Source organism: Gordonia sp. NPDC003950 (genome assembly GCF_053605205.1).
This window is the reverse complement of record NZ_JBSGIT010000001.1, coordinates 219,937-240,012: the sequence shown is the minus strand read 5'-3', so window position 1 is coordinate 240,012 and position 20,076 is coordinate 219,937. Positions and strand designations below refer to the sequence as shown.

Sequence of the window (20,076 nt, the reverse complement as noted above, 5' to 3'; positions counted from 1 at the left end):
CACCGAGTGGACGGAGGACCGAGACGGTCACGACAACGTCGTCCGGGTGGACCACGTACCCTGGTTCACGTGCAGCGCCAGATCGTCGACTACGCCCTCCAGCGGCGATCACGGCTGTCTGCGGTGCATTCCGGGCGCGTCGCGGTGTCCGAGGTCTGCGACGCCAGTCCCTATCTGTTGCGGGCGGCCAAATTCCACGGGCGCACCACTCCGACGCTGTGCCCGATCTGTCGCAAAGAGCAGGTGACGTTGGTCTCCTGGGTCTTCGGTGAGCGGCTGGGTCAGGTCTCGGGATCGGCACGCTCGGCCGAGGAGATCGCCCGCCTCGACGCCAGCGCCGAGGAGTTCTCCGTGCACGTCGTCGAGGTGTGCCGCACCTGCAGTTGGAACCATCTGGTCCAGTCCTACGTTGCCGGTCTGCCCCCGCGCTCTCAGCGTCGTCGCAGGGTCGCCAAGTAATACTTGTCGCCGACGAACCCAGTATCTTCGTCGGCGATGCGCCATGTCGTGCGCCGATGACGCTGTCGTGCGCCGATGACGCTTTTGGCAGGGCAGCGGAGATGAGTCAGAGTGGACAGCGGTGAAAAATGCCGACAAGTAGTGTGAGGAACGTTGAGCCGATGATGGATGCGGTTCAGTGGGAGGACCGGTGATGAGCGAGTCACGCGAGACGACGACGTCGCGACGCACCCGCCCCGACAAGAAGGGTGACACGACCCGCTCCCGTCAGCGGATCGTCGCCTGGGTGGTCGGCGCTATCGGCCTGATCGTGCCGACGGTCGCGCTGATCGCCGTGGTCGGTTTCCTCATCGCCTACGCAACGGCGACCGTGCCGAGCCCCGGTGACATCAAGCAGAACCAGGTGGCGACCATCGTCAACGCCAAGGGCAAAGAACTGGCCAGGATCGTGCCGCCGGAGGGCAACCGCACCGACGTCGGCATCAACGACATCCCGAAGTCGCTGCAGGAAGCGGTCATCGCGGCCGAGGATCGCGAGTTCCGCACCAACGACGGCTTCTCCGTCCGAGGACTCTCGCGCGCCGTGTGGGGTCGCGTCACCGACAACGATCTCGCCGGCGGCGGATCGACCATCACCCAGCAGTACGTCAAGAACGCGCTGGTCGGCGACGAACACAGCTATGAGCGCAAGCTGCGCGAGCTGGTGATCGCCACCAAGATGTCGAGCGAGTGGTCCAAGGACGACATCATGGCCGCCTACCTCAACACCATCTACTTCGGTCGCGGTGCCTACGGTGTGGCCGCGGCGTCACAGGCCTACTTCCGCAAGGACGTCAAGAACCTCACACCCGCCGAATCGGCCGTGCTGGCCGCGGCGATCCGTTCGCCCTCCTATTACGACCCGGCAGTGAACGAGGACGCGGCGGTGGGCCGCTGGAACTACGTCCTCGATGGGATGGTGCAGACCGGTGCGCTGACCCAGGCCGACCGTGCCGCCATGGTGTATCCGAAGGTGTCGGCGGCGCCTGCGGCCACCGGCGAGACCACTGGCCCCAACGGCCTGATCAAACGTCAGGTGCTCGCCGAGCTCGCCGACCTCGGGATCTCCGAGCAGCAGGTGAGTACCGAGGGACTCAAGATCACCACGACGATCGACCCGCAGGTGCAGAACGCCGCCGTGCAGGCGGCGTGTCGGGCGAACAACATCTACCCGTGTGAGAACGGCGTCCTCAACGGTGAGCCCAAACAGATCCGCAGTGCCGTGGTGTCGATTGACCCGAAGACCGGCGGTGTGCAGGGCTACTACGGCGGTGACGACGCGCAGGGCTGGGACTACGCCCAGGCCGGCCTGCAGACCGGATCGTCGTTCAAGGTGTTCGCGTTGGTTGCGGCTCTCGAACAGGGCGTTCCGCTGTCCAAGGTGTACTCGAGTGCCCCGTATTCGATTCCGAACACCGACATCACCGTCGAGAACTCCGACGGTGAGAGCTGCGGATCGTGCAACCTGGCGACCGCGATGAAGATGTCGCTGAACACCGTCTACTACCGCCTGATGATGGATCTCGATCACAAGGCGCAGGATGTCGCTGACGCCGCGCACGCCGCCGGTGTGGCCGAATCGTTCGGTGACACGGCCAAGACCCTGCAGGAGGCCAACGGCAGCGTCGAGGGTGGTGTGGTGCTCGGGCAGTATCCGTCCCGCGTCATCGACATGGCCTCGGCCTACGCGACCCTGGCCGCGTCGGGTATCTACCGAGCGCCGCACTTCGTGCAGAAGGTCGAGACCTCCAGCGGCGAGGTGCTCTACGAGCGTCAGCCCGACGCCGGCAAGCGGGTGTTCCCGGCCAAGGTCGCCGACAACGTGACCGCGGCACTCGAACCGATCGCGGCCTACTCCAACGGCAACTCGCTCTACGACGGCGAGCTCGGCTCGCGACCGTCGGCGGCCAAGACCGGCACCGCGCAGCTCGGTGACACCGGCCAGAACAAGGACGCCTGGATGGTTGGCTACACCCCGCAGCTGTCCACCGCGGTGTGGGTTGGTACCGACCGCGGCACCGCGCTGGTGAACTACGGCGGCTCACCGGTGTACGGCAGTGGTCTGCCCGCGCAGATCTGGAAGAAGACGATGGACAACGCCCTCGCAGGCGACCCCATCGAGCAGTTCCCGGAGCCGGCCGCGGTCGGCGGGCAGGCGGGTGTCCCGTACGAGCCGCCGCCAACGACCTACAGCACCGAGTATCCGACGTCGCGTGCGCAGCAGCCGTCGATCCCGCGACTCCCCGGTGCCGGTCAGGATGGCAACCTGACGGTTGCCCCCGGCATCACCATTCCGGTGCCCGGCGGTGGTGGCGGCACCAACAACGGCGGTGGTACCGGTAATGGCGGTGGCACCGGTACTGGCGGTGGCGCCGGTAACGGTGGCGATGACACCGGCGACGGCGGAACGGGCGATACTGGTGGCGGCGACGGAGGAGCGGTCCCTGAGTCCGGCGGCTGACGCGGATTCGCGTCGGCCCGATGACGGCGACGGCGGCCCGGACGAGAGCCCGGCGCCGCTGGCCGAGGACCTGCGGGTCGACACCAGACGGCTGATCCCGAGCCATCAGGATCCGGTCGTCGCCGAGGCGTCCCGAGTTGTCGGCGGACCGCTCGGCGTGCACGCCGCGGTGGGGCGCAGCCGCAACTGGACGCCCATCCGCGTGCTGTTCCTGCTCGCCCTGTGCACGCTCGCGTTGGGCTGGTTCGGCAAGGCCGGGTGCCTGCAGCAGAAGCAGGTGGTGAATCCGGCGCCCGGCGCGGCGACGTTCACCCTCGACCACGACGATCAGCGGCTGTTCACCGACCTCTGCTACTCCGATGTGCTGCAGCTCTTTCCGGCCGAACAGCTCGACGACGTCACCACTTTCCCGTACCGCACGTCGTGGACCGAACCGGAGAACGGCGTCGAGACCACCCGGTACATGGAGTATCCGGTGCTCACCGGGATGTACATGTACGGCGTCTCCCGCATCGCGCTGCGGTGGTCGCAGGCCATGGACAGCTGGGGCATTCCCGGAGCGCTGCCCGCGGTGCTGTATTTCGATCTCGCCGCACTGGGTTTGGCACTGTTCTGGCTGGTGACGATCTGGGCGACCGCGTTGACCGCACGAGCGCGGATCTGGGCGGCCTGGGTCGCCGCCGTCTCACCGCTGGTGATCGTGCACGCCTTCACCAACTTCGACGCCATCGCCACCGCGTTCCTCGCCGTCGCGATTCTCTGCTGGGCACGCCGGAAACCGTGGCTGGCAGGCGTATTCATCGGCCTGGGGGCCGCGGCCAAGTTCTATCCGGTGCTCGCCCTGGTGGTGTTGTTCGTGCTGTGCCTGCGCACCGGGAAACTCCGCGACTTCGGTGCCGCCGCGCTCGCTGCGCTGGCAGCCTGGCTGGCGGTGAACCTGCCGATCCTCCTGCGGTATCCGCAGGGCTGGTACGAATTCTTCCGGCTCAACTCCGACCGAAATGCCGACTCCGACACGCTGCTGCGACTGGCGGCCAAGGCGGTCGGGGTGCGCTGGAATGTCGACGTCCTCAACGTCGTCTCGTTGGGGCTGATGATCGCGGTCATCATCGGCGTCGCGGTGGTGGCGCTGACCGCGCCGACCCGCCCGCGGGTTGCGCAGCTGTTGTTCCTGATCGTGGCGGGCTTCCTACTCGTCAACAAGGTGTGGAGTCCGCAGTACTCCCTGTGGCTGGTTCCCCTTGCGGTGCTGGCCATTCCACACACCCGGCTGCTGCTGGCATGGATGACCGTCGACGCACTCGTCTGGATTCCGCGGATGTCGCTGTTCATCGACCCGTCGCGAAAGTGGTTGCCGCAGGAATGGTTCACCACGATCATCATCATCCGGGCGTTGTTCGTGATCGCCCTGTGCGCCATCGTCATCTGGCAGATCTACCGCCCGGAGAACGACCTGATGCGGCGCGACAACGAGGGTAACGACCTCGACGACCCGGCCGGCGGCGTCCTCGACGGCGCGCCCGATCATCGTGTGTTCACCCGGCCCCGGCACGACGTCGACCCCGACGGTGAACTACCGGCGATGGCCGGAAGCGGTGGACTAGCGTGGGGCCCGGCGCCGGATACCGACCCGCACCAGCGTTGACGGCGCTCGCTCCTTCACTGACGGCGCTTTCGCGGCGTCGACGGCGATCGGGGTACGTGCGTTCGGATTCCTGCTCTTCGGACTCGCGATAAAGGTCCGTTGACGCGAGTGACCGGATCATTGCCCTCGCCGGGAGCCTTGTCGCCGGCGATGGCGCGGTCGCCGGTACCGTGGCCGCGGACCGGACCTGGAAGTCCGACGCCCGCATCGTCCTGAATGCCGAGGGCATTCAGTGGGTGGACATGAACGGACGCGATCACCTCATTCCCGCCGAGATGATCGGATCCTCGAAGTTCGAAGTGCTCCGCAGCGGTATGCTTCATATCGAGGTCGGAACACCGGGATCGTCGTCGACCGAGGGAAAGCGGTTGTGTCTGCTCGACTTCGGACCTGACGCACTCACTCCACACCCGCTGAATTCGATGGAACCGTGGAGCCTCCTTCTGCGTCCAACCCACCATGACGCATACAACCCTTCCCGTTCCCGCCGACCTCACCGCATGGCTCGCCGAGGCCGATCGCACCGCACAGCTTCTCGCCGACAAGGTCTACATCGACCGACGCTGGTGGACAGCCGAACTCGTCGAACGCAACTTCGCCGACGTCATGTGTGGTGACTGGGTCGGCCGAGAGGACTTGTTTCGCCTCGGTGCCGCCGCGGTGAACTCCCCCGACGACGCCATCGCGTTGCTGTGGAACACCATCGCGTTCTGCGTCGGGCGCAAGACCACTGACACCAAGAAGCGCATCACGGCCGTCAGCGTCGACCGGCAACGATTGGGTGCACTGCTGCAGACCGCGGCGATCTGCGGCCGCGAGGATCCGGCCGCCGCGTACGAGATGCTGCGACCATCCCAGGGCGGCAACAAGATTGACCGCTTCGGGCCCGCGGGATTCACCTGGTACCTCTACTTCGCGGGTGCCGGTGAGGTGACGCATCCGAGTCAGCCGCTCGAGGCGCCGATCGCCCGTGCCCTGAAACGTGCGGGATGGCACGACCTCCACGCAACCACCTGGACCCCACAGGAGTACGCCGACTACTGCGCACTCGTCGGTCGATGGCGCGACGAAACCGACGCGGACCGCAACGACGTCATCGTGCGCGGTCTGGTGTCGACCGCACCACCGACCGGATGGGACCACCCGTGGCAGAACTTCGAACGCGACTCCTGGCCTCGCGACGGCTGGGTTCCGGGACCTCTCAACTCCGCGGAACTGCGTCGAATCTTCCACTGGCTCGGCATGTTCGCGACTCTCTATCCGATGTCGCCGGTGGCGCAGGACTTCTCGCGACTCGGCCGCAAGATCTCGACGTCCCTGCACGGCGATGTGGGTGCCCCGCCGTATCCGCGCGGCGACGACGAGGGGCCCGCACGGTATCGCGATCAGTGCTACCCCGACGACTACTGACGAGGTTCGGTCCAGCGTGTCGTCGCCGATCCGCACGTGTGGACCACATGAGTCGCGCAGAATGTGGCCATGACCGCGAAACAAACCGGAGTGCGGTCGTCGCACGAGGGCTCCACGCAGTCGGGTTTCACGCAGGCGGGGTCGCCGCGTCGACGCCGACTGGGATTCGTCGTCGGCCTGACGCTCGGGGCGGCCGTCGTGCTCGTCGTCGTGGGGTCGGTCTGGGTGGTGGTGACACACCGCGATCAGGGTGACGCCGGCCCGTCCGATGCCGACTACGTCGCCTTCGCCCGGACGTTTGCGGTCGACGTCGCGACGGTCACCGGCGGTGATGTGTCTCAGCCGCGGGCCGCGCTGACCCGTACGTGCGAGGGGTCGCCGGCGCGCGGTCAGCTCCAGGCGAACATCACCGACACCGAGAACGCCATCACGAACTCACCCAACCTGACGACGAAGCCGGTGGGCACGCCGGAGGCGACCATCGACACCGCACGCCGAACCGACACGGAGGTGCCGCTGGATCTGACGATGACGGTGGCGATCTCCGACTACGTCGGTGAACCGACGACGACCACTCGCGAGTTCCTGATCACCTTGCGACCGGGAACCACTCCCTGCGTGTGGAATGTCGCCGGCGTCTGACTGCGCACAACGTCAAAGTCGCGCGCGCAAAGCCTCTTTCGCCGCCGGCCAATCGTCGTCGATCATCGCGTACTGAGCGGTGGTGCGCCATCCGTCGCCGAAGCGCCGATGCTTGCGCAGCAACCCCTCGAATGTCGCACCGAGTTTGGTGATCGCCGCCCGGGACTGGGTGTTGTTCTCGTGGGTGTGCCACACCAGTCGCACGGCCCCGCAGCGCTCGAAGGCGTGCGACATCAGCAGGTACTTGGCGGTCGGGTTCACGGCGGTTCCCTGCACTCGTTCGCTGTAGAAGGTGTACCCGATGGCGCAGGCCAGGTTGGGGGAGTCGATGTCGTAGAAGCTGGTGGATCCGACGAGCGTGCCGTCGGAGTTGTCGATGACGGCGTAGGCGACGCGACGTTCCGGGTCGGCGATCGCGGCGGTGATCCACTCGCGGGCGGCGTCGACGCCGGTGGGGATGCCCGGTGACCACCGGAATCGGCCGGGGTCACCCACCACCCGTGCCAGTGCGGTGGCGTCGTCGACGGTGAAGGGACGCAACGTCACCCGATCGCCGACGAGCGCGTCGGTGCCCAACCAGCCACTCATACAACCACTCTCATGCGTCTTCCCGGATGCGGTCGCCGGGTCCGACGTCGTCGGGTTCGGGTGGATCGTACGGCGCCGGAACCCGGCGGCGACCGATCGAGGCGAGCGGTTCACGCATACCGGCATGAACGAACGCCCAGATGAGATACACCAGCAGGACGGCATGCACCCACACCCCGACGTTGACGCCGGCCATCACCCACCACTTCATCGGCTCACCCGACACGTAGATGCCGAAGAGCCGGAAGATGGTGGTGTCGAGGATGAAGTCGGCGATCAGATACAGCACGATGACCGGCCACCGGACCCGCAGGAGCACGAAGAAGGGGAGAATCCACAGCGTGTACTGCGGCGAGTGCACCTTGTGGAACACCATGAAACCGGCGAGCATCGCGGCACTGACACCGATCCACGGGTACACCCCGGTCCGGTGGCGCAGCCGCCACCCCAAATAGACCGCCACCACGAAGGAACTCAGGATCAGGATCGGTGAGAGCACACCGACCAGCGAGTTGTAGGTGTCGGTCTGGCCGCCGGTCAGGTGGCGCAGTCCCCAGTACCAGATGGAATTGGTGTCGAGGTCGGCGCGACGTTTGCCCTGGAAGGTGGTGGCGGCGCGCCAGCCCTCGTAACCGAGCAGCATGAACGGCAACTGGATGAGGATGACGGTGATCGCGGCGGCGGCGGCCACCCAGGCCGCCCCGACCCAGTCCAGCGGTCCACGCGTTGGCGTCGACGCGTCCTCGTCGGATCGGCCGGAGCCATCGGGGTCGTCGGAGCGCGTGAATCCGCCGCGCGTCAGCACATACAGCGCGAGCGGTAGCACGAAGAACCCGGGATAGAGCTTCAGGCAGAATCCGACGGCGAGGACCACTGCGGCGAGAATCGCGCTGGTGCGCAGCGTCATTCGTCGTCGTCCGGTGACCGGATGGATGCTCGCGCCCCATGCCATCACGGCCACCGCACCCACTGCGGTTGCCACCACGGGCAGTTCCCAATTGTGGAAGGCGTAGAGCACCAGGGGCGGAGTGAGCGCCCACCACAACACATTCCAGCGGGTCAGCACCGCGAGCATCGCCGTGATGAGCAGTCCGAAGGGGGCGATCAGCACCACCGAGTGTCGGAAGAACTCGAGGTCGGTGTGTGCGCCGATGGCGCCGAGCCACATGAACAGGCCGGAGAGCACCGGGTATTCGACGGCCCCGCCGAAAAGTTGTCCATCGGCGCCGATGCCGCCGTGGATATAGGGGAAGACGTGGTTGTTGATGTCACGCCCGATCCACAGGTACATCAGGTCCGAGTAACAGGGGACCACGGCGTCGGGGTCGCCGACGGGCCAGCGGTGACTGCGGCCGTCCGGGAAGAACGGCGGACCACCGCACGCGGCCTTGACTTTGTAGCTCCAGAACATCAGCAGCAGGGTGGTCAGCAGTGACACCGTCAGGATCAATGCCAGATCCCCGCGACGAGACAACGTGACGCGCCCGTAGCGGAACGTCGTGCTCAGGCGGTCGGACATGGGCTACAGGGTAGGGGACGCGGCGCGGCGTCCCGAGCCACGGTCGGCAACGGTGATCGGCGTCACCATCGCCCACCGGGGCGTCACGGAGCCGTCACTGCGCAGGCGCCGCGGGCGTGGCGACGGGGGTGAAGAAGTTGACCAGATTACCGTCGGGGTCGCGGAACAGCAGCGAACGATTACCCCACGGCATGGTCGTCGGCTCGTTCACGAAATGGTCGACGACCTGCGTCAATGTCGGGTAGAGGGCGTCGACGTCGTCGACGTGGAAGTCGAGCATCACCGAACGATTGACGCCGGCCTCGACGACGTTCTCGCCGAGGAGTGGTGCCGTCGACGACGACGCGATCGCGAGGGTTCCGCCCGACGTCACGAGCTCGGCGAACAATGGATGCAGACGATTCGCGGCGACTCCGGTGACCTTCTCGTAGAACGCGACGAGGCCCTCGACGTCGTCGGTGATGATGCGGGTTGCGGCGAGATGCATGGATGTCTCCCAGGGACTCGGGTGGTTGCGTGCCGGGCTTACGGTGCCCCCAATCGAGGTCAGCCACGGTCCGCAATGAACCGGCGAGCCTGTTCGCGGTGCGGTGTGGATGACGATTTCGCTGGTCAGGGGTGATGCGTGTATCTTGGAGGGGTTGCCGACGCAGGCGACCCTCCTGCCGTGGACAGTCCGCGGCCGATGAGCCCATAGGAGGTGATGTGGTCACATGCGTCATTACGAATTGATGGTCATCCTCGACCCGAGTCTCGACGAGCGCACCGTTGCTCCGTCTCTGGACACGTTCCTGAACGTGGTCCGCAAGGACGGCGGCAAGGTCGACAACGTCGACATCTGGGGCAAGCGTCGTCTTGCCTACGAGATCGCCAAGCACAGCGAGGGCATCTACGCGGTCATCGACCTCAACGCCGAACCGCAGACCGTGAGCGAGCTCGATCGTCAGCTGAAGCTGAACGAATCGGTGCTGCGCACCAAGGTTCTCCGGAAGTAGTCCACAGACTTCTTTCCGATGTGCCGAGTTAGTCGGTGCCGGACCCTAGGGTGAACACCTGAAGGCAGTCGCGAGCCGATCGCGACGATAAGAGTCCGGTGCATATCGATCAACGAGTGCCCAACCACGACCAAGGGGAGACACATGGCAGGCGACACCGTCATCACCGTTGTAGGCAATCTGACCGCGGATCCGGAATTGCGATTCACGCCCGCGGGAGCAGCGGTGGCCAGTTTCACGGTGGCCTCCACTCCTCGGACCTTCGACCGTCAGAGCAACGAGTGGAAGGACGGCGAAGCGCTGTTCCTGCGTTGCAGCATCTGGCGCGATGCCGCGGAGAATGTCACCGAAAGCCTGACCAAGGGCACCCGGGTCATCGTGCAGGGACGTCTGAAGCAGCGGTCGTATGAGACCCGCGAAGGCGAGAAGCGCACGGTTGTGGAACTCGATGTCGAGGAGATCGGTCCCTCACTGAAGTTCGCCACCGCACGGGTCAATCGGGCCTCACGCGGTGGATCGTCCGGCGGTGGTTTCGGTTCCTCCGGTGGCGGCGCAAGCCGCGGCGGCGGATCGGGATCGTCGGCGCCCGAGGATCCGTGGGGCAGTGCCCCCGCGAGCGGGTCCTCGTTCGGCGGCGGCAGTGCAGCGGACGACGAACCACCTTTCTGAAATTTTTTTGACTGGAGCATCACTTACACATGGCTAAAGCAAAAGGCGGCCGGAAGGTGCGCGTCGAAAAGGTCACCAAGACCAAGGCGTGCTCCTTCTGCAAGGACAAGAACACCAACAACATCGACTACAAGGACACCGCGCTGCTGCGTCGCTTCCTGTCCGACCGCGGCAAGATCCGCTCGCGTCGCGTGACCGGCAACTGCGTCCAGCACCAGCGTGACGTCGCGGTGGCCGTGAAGAACTCGCGTGAAGTGGCTCTGCTGCCCTTCACCTCGACCAGCCGATAAGCCGAAGGGAGAGAACACAACATGAAGCTCATCCTGACTGCTGCTGTGGAGAATCTCGGCGAGGCCGGCGATTCCGTCGAGGTCAAGGACGGTTACGGCCGTAACTACCTGCTGCCCCGCGGCCTGGCCATCAAGGCCACCCGTGGCGCCGAGAAGCAGGTTGCCGACATCCGTCGTGTCCAGGCCGCCCGCGAGGTCCGCGGCCTCGAGCACGCCAACGAGATCAAGCAGGCTCTGGAGAACCTGACCGACGTCTCGCTGACCGTGAAGACCCACGACTCGGGCAAGCTGTTCGGTTCGGTCACCGCCGCCGACGTGGCCGGTGCCATCCGCACCGCCGGCGGCCCGGCCGTCGACAAGCGCAACGTGGAACTGCCGAAGGCCCACATCAAGGCCACCGGCACCTACCCGATCGTGGTGAACCTGCACCCCGACGTCACCGCCAGCGTGCAGCTGGCCGTCGTCACCGGCTGATCGGTTCGACGCACACCTGATCACAGCCCGTCACACGCGAAAGCGTGTGGCGGGCTGTGGCAGTTGGGCACATCCTGTGCTGCCGGACGAGCCCCGTTGTTCCGCTGAACCGTGTCGAGACCACGCAGAGCCGAAAACCCCCATCGCCCAACGGCTTACCTCGAACCAACAAACCCTTACGGCAAGTGACTCGATCCCCGCAACCGAGGCGGCAGGTACTGTGGCGCAGGATTTGCGCTGTGTCCCTGGGTGTCCCACGCAGGCCAATAGAACTTGTGCCACGCGGGCGTGAAAATCAGTGCGCGCCCACCGGTCCGGCAGGCCACCTCGTCGGCGCGTGGCACCGTGCATGTGACGCCCGCCGCGGTCAGGCTCTGCCCGACTCGAAGCAGCGGTGGCCGGAACCCACTGTTCGGGCCGAACTTGTAGCTCGGTGTGTACAGAAAACCGGTACGCACCCACCACGGCCCCTGCTGGTCGGCGGTGATGGCCGCGCCCAGTGTCTTGGCGCCCAGTGTCTTGGCGCCCGGTGTCGGTGAGGGAGCGGTCGCCGGGGCTCCCTGGCAGCCCACGTGGCGAGGTCGTGGACCGATCTGGCACTTCCACCGTCCCGTGGTGAAGAACGTCCGCCCGTTGTCGGTATAGGCCAGCGATTGGAATGGTCCGGGATTGACCGGGGTGTAGAGGTTCAGGTTGAACTCGGCCGGGAGCGGTGGCGCGGCGTTCGCGGGGGCTGCAGTCAGTGCGGGCCCGCCGACGGCCACCGCTGCCGTGACGGCGGCGGCGACGACGCGCCACAGCCTGCCGAACCTGCGAATCGTGGACACGGCGTTCATTGCACCACAGCGGGCCGATCGTGATGGCCGATTCCGACACCTCGCCACAGTGCGCGTCGTGGCGCTCGCCACACAAAGTTCTGGTCAAGCCGCTCACACATACTGTTCATGTGGCCGTAAACGCGTCGTGGTTGCACGATGGCGCAACACGCCCGATATCGAGAATCAAGCGACACGCCGTGGCGACCTGAAACTCGTATCTGTGGAATTTGCTCACAGTGTCTGACCTGGGCTTTGTCCGTAACTCACCGGCAAACTCCTCATTTTGTCCACAAGTGCTGCACAGCCACTCACAGGTGCATCCCGAACGGTCCACAATTGCTGCACAGCTTCGTCCACAGGGCCGTTTGAGTCGCGGCAGGACAGCTCCTAAGGTCACGTCTCAGGTGTTCGGCGGGCCCGCAATGATGTCGGCGAGCGGCGATCTGTCGGTGGTGCCAGGTAGTGAATATCTCAGAAGACAGGAGTGGCCGGTTCGCGTGATCGGTCCGATGTGTGTTGAGAGGTAGGGGTCAGTGGCGGTAGTCGATGATCGGGGGCACGGCGCATCGCGTGAGTCCAACCGCGGCGGCGCCGGAGGCTTCGACGACGCGATCCCCGCCGAGGAGTTCGGCCGGCAACCCCCGCAGGATCTTGCCGCCGAACAGTCCGTGCTCGGCGGCATGATGCTGTCCAAGGACGCCATCGCCGACGTCGTGGAGAAGCTACGGACCCAGGACTTCTACCGTCCCAACCATCAGGCCGTCTACGAGGCCATCCTGGAGCTCTACGGCAAGGGTGAACCCGCAGACGCCGTGACGGTCTCTGCCGAACTCGAGCGCGCCGGTGAGCTGCGCCGGGTCGGCGGAGCGCCTTATCTGCACACCCTCATCTCGACCGTGCCGACCGCCGCGAACGCCGGCTACTACGCCGAGATCGTCGCCGAGAAGGCAATCCTGCGTCGTCTCGTCGAGGCGGGCACCCGCATCGTGCAGTTCGGCTATTCCGGCGCCGACGGCCAGGACGTCGCCGAGGTGGTCGACCGTGCGCAGGCCGAGGTTTACGAGGTCACCGAACGTCGCACCGCCGAAGACTATGTGCCGCTCGAAGAACTCCTGCAGCCGACGATGGACGAGATCGACTCCATCGCCTCGCGCGGCGGTCTGTCACTCGGGGTGCCCACCGGGTTCGCTGATCTGGACAAGCTCACCAACGGACTGCATCCCGGGCAGATGATCATCGTCGCTGCACGTCCCGGTGTCGGCAAGGCGCTCGCCCTCGACACCCCGCTCCCCACGCCCAGCGGTTGGACCACGATGGGCCGGGTCGCCGTCGGCGACGAGCTGCTCGATTCGCACGGACGGCCGACCCGCGTGGTCGCCGCCACCGACGTGATGACCGAACGTCCTTGCTTCGAGGTCGAATTCTCCGACGGCAACGCCGTCGTCGCCGACGCGCAGCATCAGTGGAAGGTCGACGTCGACGACACCACTCAGGTGATGACCACCGAGGTCCTGCAGGGTCACGCCGGCAGCGCGGTCATCCGTAACACCAGCCCATTGGAGCTGCCGCGCAAGCGGTTTGCCTACGGCCCGTACACCGTCGCAGCGCTGGCAGGGATGGCGTTCGACGATCCCGAGATCGGCATGCGCATCGACGCCGAGGGTGAGGTCGACGTGATGACGCTGATGGCTGATCTCGGCGGCCGGATTCCGCACGAATACCTGCGCGGGTCGATCGCCCAGCGGCGGGCCCTGCTGGCCGGGCTGCTCGATGCGCGTGCCACCGTCGACGAGGACGGCTGGATCACGGTTCCCGCCGCCACCCGACACATGAGTGCCGTCGTCGCCGATCTCGTTGCCGGACTGGGTTATACATACCGGCGGTCGGCAACCGGTTGGCTGCGCGTCGACGCCGACGACGACGTCTTCACAGTCCACCACAAAGCGGTGCGGCACAAGGAACTTCGACGCCGCGCCGGAGTCCGACGGGTGGTGGCCGTGCGCCCGGTCGACAGTGTGCCGGTGCGCTGCGTGCAGGTCGACAACGACGAGCACCTCTACCTCGCCGGCGAGGCGATGGTACCGACGCACAACTCCACCCTCGCCATGGATTTCCTGCGATCCTGCTCGATCCACAACGGCATGACCGGGGCGATGTTCTCCCTGGAAATGAGCAAGACCGAGATCGTCATGCGCTTGTTATCGGCGGAGGCGAAGGTGAAACTCGGTGACATGCGCGGTGGTTCGATGACCGACGACGACTGGACCCGGCTGGCCCGACGCATGGGTGAGATCTCCGAGTCGCCGCTGTTCATCGACGACTCACCGAACCTCACCATGATGGAGATCCGCGCGAAGGCGCGACGTCTGAAACAGCGCAACGACCTCAAACTCGTTGTGGTGGACTACATGCAGCTGATGACCTCGGGTAAGAAGGTCGAGTCCCGCCAGCAAGAGGTCTCCGAGTTCTCCCGCCAATTGAAGCTTCTCGCAAAGGAACTCGAAGTCCCAGTGGTCGCGATCAGTCAGCTGAACCGTGGGCCGGAACAGCGAACTGATAAGAAACCTCAGGTGTCGGATCTGCGTGAATCGGGATCGCTGGAACAGGACGCCGACATGGTGATCCTGTTGCATCGCCCCGATGCCTTCGAACGTGACGACCCGCGTGCAGGTGAGGCAGACATCATCGTCGGTAAGCATCGAAATGGACCGACGGCCACGATAACCGTTGCGCACCAACTGCATTTGAGTAAGTTTGTGGATATGGCGCGGGGCTAGCTAGCTGTCGAGATGCAGCGAAGATTAACAAGGTGGTCCAGCTTGTTTAACAAGCCTGATCACGGCGCAAGAACCGCCCTGACTAGGGCAAACATGGTCAGTCGAGCGTTGCCCGTAGCCCGCGTTTTCGCGTGATTTCCTGCTAATTTTGCCGGGGAATCTATGCCAGGGAATCGCCGATTGCGCGGTGAAACCGGGCGACGAAGGGTCTGAAGTGACCGGCGTCTGGCGGCTGGCTATCGGCGATTGGCTTGTGGGATGAGCTCGTCTAATTCGCAGATGACGTTGGTGCTGGTTTTGGGGATGTGCTCGGGGGATTCGGCGCTTGCGTGGTGACTCCGTGACCGGGCTTGGTCAGCGGAAGGGTTGCGAGGTGCTTCTGGAGCCGCTTCGACATCGGCATGAACGTGACGAAGGTCAGGCTTCCCGAGACAACCGCTCCTACCAGCGGCACGACCTTGGCTGCGCTCTTGGCGAAGACCTGCTTGGTCATCTGAATGCCCAGGAGCCCTGCAACCTTCTTGACCACCGGATATATCGCACCCTTGGTGAGAGCCTTCTGCGGCAGCTTCCTGGCCACTTCACTTGCGATCAACTTTGAGACTTGCGCCACGCCGGCCTGGGCCGCGTTCACGCCAAACATCACGCCGATGAACAGCGTGAGCATGCTTTCGGTCGCGGAGTCCATTCCGTCGGCGTTGTCGTCGAAGAGCTCCGGCCAGCTGTAGATGTAGGCGAGTTTCTGGACGACGCGAAGAAGGTGGCCATAGTACTGTGCGATATCGGCCGGGACCGTGCCGATCGCTGCGAGGCCTCCGGGGATGCCAGCTGCCGTGGAAAGTGTCGTCACCTTGCCGGTCTCGTACTTGATCACGCTGTTGGCGATCTTGTCGATCACTTGAGGTGTTACGCCTGCTTCGGCCGGTGTTGTGGCGATAGCGAGTTTAATCTGCCCGTCGGTGCAGTACCGCTTCAGTTCTCTGCGGAGGAAGGCCTCCCGGTCGATCTGCACACCTGGCAGCTGAGCCGATGCGCGCAGCGTCTGCTCGAATTTCGTCGACGGAGCGACCTGATTGCCTTTGGCCATGGGAGCAACCTATAGCAGTCCACCGATACATGCGCCCGAAGAGCGGGTGGGGCGGTGTCGGCGACGTCGAGATCGCGGTCGCCGAGTACATCGAGTGGTTCAACCACCGCCGTCTGCACGGCGAGATCGGACACGTCCCGCCGGTCGAGTACGAGGCCGCCTACTGGGCGGCCCACACGGTCACCAGCTACCGTGAGAACCCGGTCCCAGCAGAGGCCGGAACCAACTAACCGAGCCTCCAGCAAACCCGGGGCGATTCACCAGTCCCTGGTGCGGGGTGCCGGTATCGGGTCCACCGCGGCAACGGTGTGCGCGTCCATCGTCTTGGGTGTCGTCTCGGCGCTGTGGGCCAAGCACAGCCCCTACCCCAGTGCAGTGCTGTCGCTCATGGGAATCACCGGTGCGCTGATCCCCGGGTTGACGGCTCTTCGAGCTTGAGCGGGCAATGCCTGGTCAGAGCCTCGGCGTGTTGATGACGTGAAACGCCCCTGGCCTCCGGAAATCTGGATGTTGCGAAGCACTCAGATTCTCTGAAGGAGTACCAGGGGCATGGTCGAGCCTACGTCGTTGTTGTTGGGGTTGGAAGGACTGGAAGTCAGGGCGGTCACCCAGATCGAGGACCGCACCTGTGTGCTGGATGTGGTGACCGTCGATCCGGCGGCATCGCGATGCCCGCAGTGCAGGGTCGCCTCGAGGTCGGTGAAGGGCCACGCGGTCACACGACCACGTGACATCTCCTACGGCGACGATCCAATTCAGTTGCGGTGGAACAAGACCCGTTACTACTGCATGAATCCGGCATGCGAACGGCGGTCGTTCACCGAGTCCCTCCCGCAGGTCCCGCCCCGGCGGCGCACCACCACCCGATTGCGCACCCAGATCGGGCGCAGCATCGGGGACGCAGCGCGCTCGGTGGTCGAGGTCGCCGCCGGGGCGGGCGTGTCGTGGCCGACCGCGCACACTGCCTTCGTCGAACACGCCAAGAAGGTCCTCACAGACCCCGAACCGATACGGGTGCTCGGGATTGATGAGACCCGCCGCGGCAAGCCGCGCTGGACGCGCGATTAGGACGGCCGACGCTGGGTGCGGGTCGATCCGTGGGACACCGGATTCGTCGACCTCAGTGGCGATCAGGGCCTGTTGGGGCAGGTCGAAGGCCGCACGGGTGCGGCGGTGACCCGGTGGTTGACCACGCAGACCACGCAGTTTCGTGACGAGATCACCCACGTGGTGATCGACCCGTCAGCAGCCTATGCCGCCGCGGTCACCAAAGAACTGCTGCCCAACGCACAGCTGGTGGTCGATCATTTCCACCTGGTCAAGCTCGCCAACGACATGGTGACCGCGGTGCGGCGACGCGTCACCTTCGACACCCACGGCCGCAGAGGCCGCACACAGGACCCGGAATGGGCGAACCGACGCCGATTGCTGAGTGCGCGAGAACGGTTGTCGGACAAGTCATTTGCGAAGATGTGGAACGCGCTGGTCGATCACGATCCGTCCGCGCAGATCCTCACCGCCTACATAGCGAAAGAGGAACTACGGCAACTACTTTCCTTAGCCCGTCAGGGTGTGGACAACAGCGAGATCCGCCGCCGCCTCTACCGCTTCTACACCTGGTGCGCCCAGGCCGACATCCCCGAACTCACCCGGCTGGCGAACACCATCGAGGCGTGGTGGCCGGCGATCCTGGCGTTCGTACAGACCGGGCTGACCAACGCCCGCACCGAGGGCTACAACCGCCTGGTCAAACAGGTCAAACGCGTCGCCTGCGGATTCCGCAACACCGAGAACTCACGACGCCGGATACGATTCCACTGCACCCGCGCCCAGCGGGCCAACAACCAGCAATTCCACTGCTGAGCACTGCCCGCCTAACTTCGAAGAGCCGGGTTGACGGTGTATCTGGGAATCGTGCGCACAGTGTTCGGGCAATCGGGCACCGGGGCATATGTCACCGCACTGGTCACCGGCGCCGGGATCGCGGTCGGTGTCGCGTTGGGCGGCCTGGTGGTCAATGCCCGGCGACCGGTCGCCGTGGACACGACGCAAGAGGGCAGCGGTCCCGGACCGACCGTCACGGGAACAGGAACCCGGCGATGGTGGCGTCGACCATCCGGGCGACCGGGAAGACCGACGGATCGTTGACAAAGCGCTGGTTCTGAAACACCACGACGAACCGCCGTCCGGTCGAATTCTCCTGCACGATAAGCGCTTCGGAGGCCACCGAGAAGCCGGCGTTGACCGGGCCGAGACCGATCTTGCTGTGCAGGGTGACGTACTCGACCGTCGTGTCCCGGTTGAGGAACAGGTGCAGATTGATGACGGCACGTTGCAGCAGGTCGAGCATTGCCGCATCGCTGCCCGGGTCCACCAACTCCGAATCGGCCAGCAGGGTGCACAGTTTCGCCATCTGATATGCGCTCGCGCCTTGGGCGGTCGGGCCGTCGTTGCTGCACGGAATCCGTTGCGGCGGGTACCCGATGCCGAAGTCGCCGCACAGCCACAGTCCCAGGTCGGTGTCCGCGTCGAAGAAGTTCGCCTCGGATGCGGCTCCGGTGACGTACCCGAAGCCCAGGCGCTGGATGCATCGGCCGGCGGAGGCGTTGTCGCCGAGAGCAATCGCGGAAAACAGGTCGTTCCAGAAGGTCTGGGAGAAGTTCACGGTGTTGGAGGACGGGTCGTGGTCGAAGACCTGATCGTACTTGGGAAGCAGGTGCAGGTCGGCCAGACCGGCGAGCCGCGGCAGACGGTTGGTCCGGATCACATCGTCGAAGCCGTCGTGCAGCGACTGGAACGCGTCGGCCGGCGCCGTCGCGGCGAGCAGATCGTTGCTCGCCTTGCGCAACTCGAAGGCGCCGTACATCGCCACCACCTTCAGCATGCTGGCCGAGTAGCACTCGATGAACTCGAGCCGGCCCGCATATCCGCGGGTGCCGTCCGGATTGAGGTCGACGATCGCGACCGGCGCCGCAGTCGGTGGGTTGAGGGTGGTGGCCATCGCGGTGTCCAATGCCTGCTGCAGCGCCGAGTCGTGAACCAGGGGATCGGTTTTCGCGTCGGGAAAGGGAAGCATCGGCAGTCCTTGTCGTGGTGTCCAGAAGGATGTGATGTCTAGAAGGCGATGCCGACGGAGTCGGCCGCCCCGATCAACGCACCGTCGGTCACCATCTGGGTGGCGAATCCGGAGATCGCACCGTCCGGCGGTGAACCGATCGTGACGATGCGGCTGTACTCGATTCCCTTCTGGGTGAGGATGCCTACCACCTCGTCGTTGTCGTTGACGATCAGCGACCCACTGTCGCCGGGTTTGCAGAAGACGGGTGCGTTGAGGTCGCGCGCCCAGATCTCAAAGCTGTTGGCCGGGGTACCGCGCCCCAACGGGGCCAGCCCGATGCCGCTGACCGTGCCCAGCGTCAGGTCCGTCGTCCGCCCGCGCTTGCGGACCCGGTCGCCCACCTCGGCGCGGGCCATGCCGCCGACCCTGCCGATGTCGGCGATCGTGGCGTCGAATCCGACGCCGTCGTGGGCAGCGAAGACGGCGATGTCGGTCGACGCCTGCCACCGGTAGAGCCGCCCGACTTCTCGGGTGCTGTCGGGCTGGTAGATCGGATCACCCTGGAGGGCTTGTTGATCGCTCTCGGCGATCACGTGGGCGCAGGTGACACCGACGACACCACCGAACAGCGTGTCGGAGGCGAACCCGCCGAGGGTGCCCGCGCCGTGCTGGATCAGCGCGCCACCGTGGGCCGCGTGAATGGTGATGCCGCCGAGCAGCGGGTCGTGTGGCGCGGTGTCGAGCAGGGGTGTCAGCTCGCGCTCGACGACACTCACCGGGAATCCGGCGCCGGCGATGAGGCCGTCGAGCCCGGCGGGTATCCGGTCGATATCGGCGACCATGACGCGGATGACGAGGTCATCGGTGAGTTCCCCGTCGTCGGTCCGCAAGCCGACGTCGACGGCGAGGAGTCCGGGAAGGAAGGGCAGCGCCCCCCGGAGGACGGCGGCGAGGGCGTCCTTGGCGTCGAGCATGTCCTGGCTGACGTCCATGGCCGTCTCCTCAGTCTGTCCGTGGTGGCGCGCCGACATCTCGGCGGCTGACGGCTATCGAGTGTGCCGGAGCCGGCGCGGAACCGAACGAGTAGTGGACTACCCCAACGGGGTCGGTCTCGGCACGGGCGAGCGTTGCATCCGCTGAGACGA

General features: G+C 65.5%; 18 protein-coding genes and 1 pseudogene. 12 read left to right on the top strand and 7 right to left on the bottom strand.

Annotated features, from left to right (window positions below; genetic code table 11):
- Window positions 1–69: 69 nt before the first annotated feature.
- From ACWETB_RS01205 to ACWETB_RS01185, 5 genes are all read left to right on the top strand, one after another.
- A complete protein-coding gene (locus ACWETB_RS01205) occupies window positions 70–459 on the top strand; it encodes a DUF5318 family protein (protein WP_449743452.1) in 390 nt (129 codons plus the stop codon).
- Between the two features lie 193 nt (window positions 460–652).
- The gene (locus ACWETB_RS01200; RefSeq protein ID WP_449743453.1) at window positions 653–2,959 is read left to right on the top strand and encodes a transglycosylase domain-containing protein; all 2,307 of its coding nucleotides are present in this window, start codon (window positions 653–655) and stop codon (window positions 2,957–2,959) included.
- On the top strand, window positions 2,886–4,604 hold the full coding sequence (locus ACWETB_RS01195) for a glycosyltransferase family 87 protein (RefSeq protein WP_452208729.1): 1,719 nt from the start codon (window positions 2,886–2,888) through the stop codon (window positions 4,602–4,604). The genes ACWETB_RS01200 and ACWETB_RS01195 overlap by 74 nt, the downstream gene beginning before the upstream one ends.
- Window positions 4,605–5,063: 459 nt before the next feature.
- Window positions 5,064–6,014 carry an 8-oxoguanine DNA glycosylase OGG fold protein gene (locus tag ACWETB_RS01190; protein ID WP_452208727.1) on the top strand — a complete coding sequence of 317 codons (951 nt, stop codon included), beginning with the start codon at window positions 5,064–5,066 and terminating at the stop codon, window positions 6,012–6,014.
- Between the two features lie 69 nt (window positions 6,015–6,083).
- On the top strand, window positions 6,084–6,656 hold the full coding sequence (locus ACWETB_RS01185; protein ID WP_348806951.1) for a hypothetical protein: 573 nt from the start codon (window positions 6,084–6,086) through the stop codon (window positions 6,654–6,656).
- Between the two features lie 12 nt (window positions 6,657–6,668).
- On the opposite strand, the gene ACWETB_RS01180 is transcribed toward ACWETB_RS01185, so the two are convergent.
- The 3 genes from ACWETB_RS01180 to ACWETB_RS01170 all read right to left on the bottom strand — a co-directional run bounded on the left by ACWETB_RS01180 (window position 6,669) and on the right by ACWETB_RS01170 (window position 9,250).
- Window positions 6,669–7,244, bottom strand: coding sequence for a GNAT family N-acetyltransferase (locus tag ACWETB_RS01180; protein ID WP_452208724.1), 576 nt, complete (start codon window positions 7,242–7,244; stop codon window positions 6,669–6,671).
- Window positions 7,245–7,254: 10 nt separating this feature from the next.
- Window positions 7,255–8,763 carry a hypothetical protein gene (locus ACWETB_RS01175; RefSeq protein WP_348810030.1) on the bottom strand — a complete coding sequence of 503 codons (1,509 nt, stop codon included), beginning with the start codon at window positions 8,761–8,763 and terminating at the stop codon, window positions 7,255–7,257.
- 94 nt (window positions 8,764–8,857) lie between these two features.
- On the bottom strand, window positions 8,858–9,250 hold the full coding sequence (locus ACWETB_RS01170; RefSeq protein ID WP_449743456.1) for a VOC family protein: 393 nt from the start codon (window positions 9,248–9,250) through the stop codon (window positions 8,858–8,860).
- A 226-nt stretch (window positions 9,251–9,476) separates the two neighbouring features.
- Between ACWETB_RS01170 and rpsF the strand changes: the two genes are divergently transcribed.
- The 4 genes from rpsF to rplI all read left to right on the top strand — a co-directional run bounded on the left by rpsF (window position 9,477) and on the right by rplI (window position 11,191).
- Window positions 9,477–9,758, top strand: a complete 282-nt coding sequence (rpsF, locus tag ACWETB_RS01165) for a 30S ribosomal protein S6 (RefSeq protein ID WP_348810031.1) — start codon at window positions 9,477–9,479, stop codon at window positions 9,756–9,758.
- Window positions 9,759–9,902: 144 nt separating this feature from the next.
- Window positions 9,903–10,427, top strand: a complete 525-nt coding sequence (locus ACWETB_RS01160) for a single-stranded DNA-binding protein (RefSeq protein WP_348806956.1) — start codon at window positions 9,903–9,905, stop codon at window positions 10,425–10,427.
- A gap of 29 nt (window positions 10,428–10,456) precedes the next feature.
- Entirely contained in the window at window positions 10,457–10,717 is a 261-nt protein-coding gene (gene rpsR, locus ACWETB_RS01155) for a 30S ribosomal protein S18 (protein WP_449743457.1), read from the top strand.
- Between the two features lie 21 nt (window positions 10,718–10,738).
- Window positions 10,739–11,191: a 50S ribosomal protein L9 gene (gene rplI, locus ACWETB_RS01150; RefSeq protein ID WP_348806958.1), complete on the top strand. Its 453-nt coding sequence runs from the start codon at window positions 10,739–10,741 to the stop codon at window positions 11,189–11,191.
- A 176-nt stretch (window positions 11,192–11,367) separates the two neighbouring features.
- On the opposite strand, the gene ACWETB_RS01145 is transcribed toward rplI, so the two are convergent.
- Window positions 11,368–12,027, bottom strand: coding sequence for a hypothetical protein (locus ACWETB_RS01145; protein ID WP_452208720.1), 660 nt, complete (start codon window positions 12,025–12,027; stop codon window positions 11,368–11,370).
- 515 nt (window positions 12,028–12,542) lie between these two features.
- On the opposite strand from ACWETB_RS01145, the gene dnaB reads away from it, so the two are divergent.
- Window positions 12,543–14,786 (top strand): replicative DNA helicase, encoded by a 2,244-nt coding sequence (dnaB, locus tag ACWETB_RS01140; RefSeq protein ID WP_452208718.1) that lies wholly within the window; start codon window positions 12,543–12,545, stop codon window positions 14,784–14,786.
- 268 nt (window positions 14,787–15,054) lie between these two features.
- Here the strand turns inward: dnaB and ACWETB_RS01135 are convergent, their stop codons facing one another.
- Window positions 15,055–15,873 carry a hypothetical protein gene (locus ACWETB_RS01135; protein WP_348806961.1) on the bottom strand — a complete coding sequence of 273 codons (819 nt, stop codon included), beginning with the start codon at window positions 15,871–15,873 and terminating at the stop codon, window positions 15,055–15,057.
- A 29-nt stretch (window positions 15,874–15,902) separates the two neighbouring features.
- On the opposite strand from ACWETB_RS01135, the gene ACWETB_RS01130 reads away from it, so the two are divergent.
- On the top strand, window positions 15,903–16,103 hold the full coding sequence (locus ACWETB_RS01130) for an IS3 family transposase (RefSeq protein ID WP_452208716.1): 201 nt from the start codon (window positions 15,903–15,905) through the stop codon (window positions 16,101–16,103).
- 319 nt (window positions 16,104–16,422) lie between these two features.
- Window positions 16,423–17,736, top strand: a pseudogene (locus tag ACWETB_RS01125) (ISL3 family transposase).
- A gap of 214 nt (window positions 17,737–17,950) precedes the next feature.
- Here ACWETB_RS01125 and ACWETB_RS01120 read toward each other — a convergent pair.
- Together ACWETB_RS01120 and ACWETB_RS01115 are read right to left on the bottom strand one after the other, a co-directional pair.
- Window positions 17,951–18,949, bottom strand: a complete 999-nt coding sequence (locus tag ACWETB_RS01120) for a hypothetical protein (protein WP_348806071.1) — start codon at window positions 18,947–18,949, stop codon at window positions 17,951–17,953.
- Between the two features lie 38 nt (window positions 18,950–18,987).
- Window positions 18,988–19,923: a S1 family peptidase gene (locus ACWETB_RS01115; protein ID WP_348806070.1), complete on the bottom strand. Its 936-nt coding sequence runs from the start codon at window positions 19,921–19,923 to the stop codon at window positions 18,988–18,990.
- Window positions 19,924–20,076: the final 153 nt, after the last annotated feature.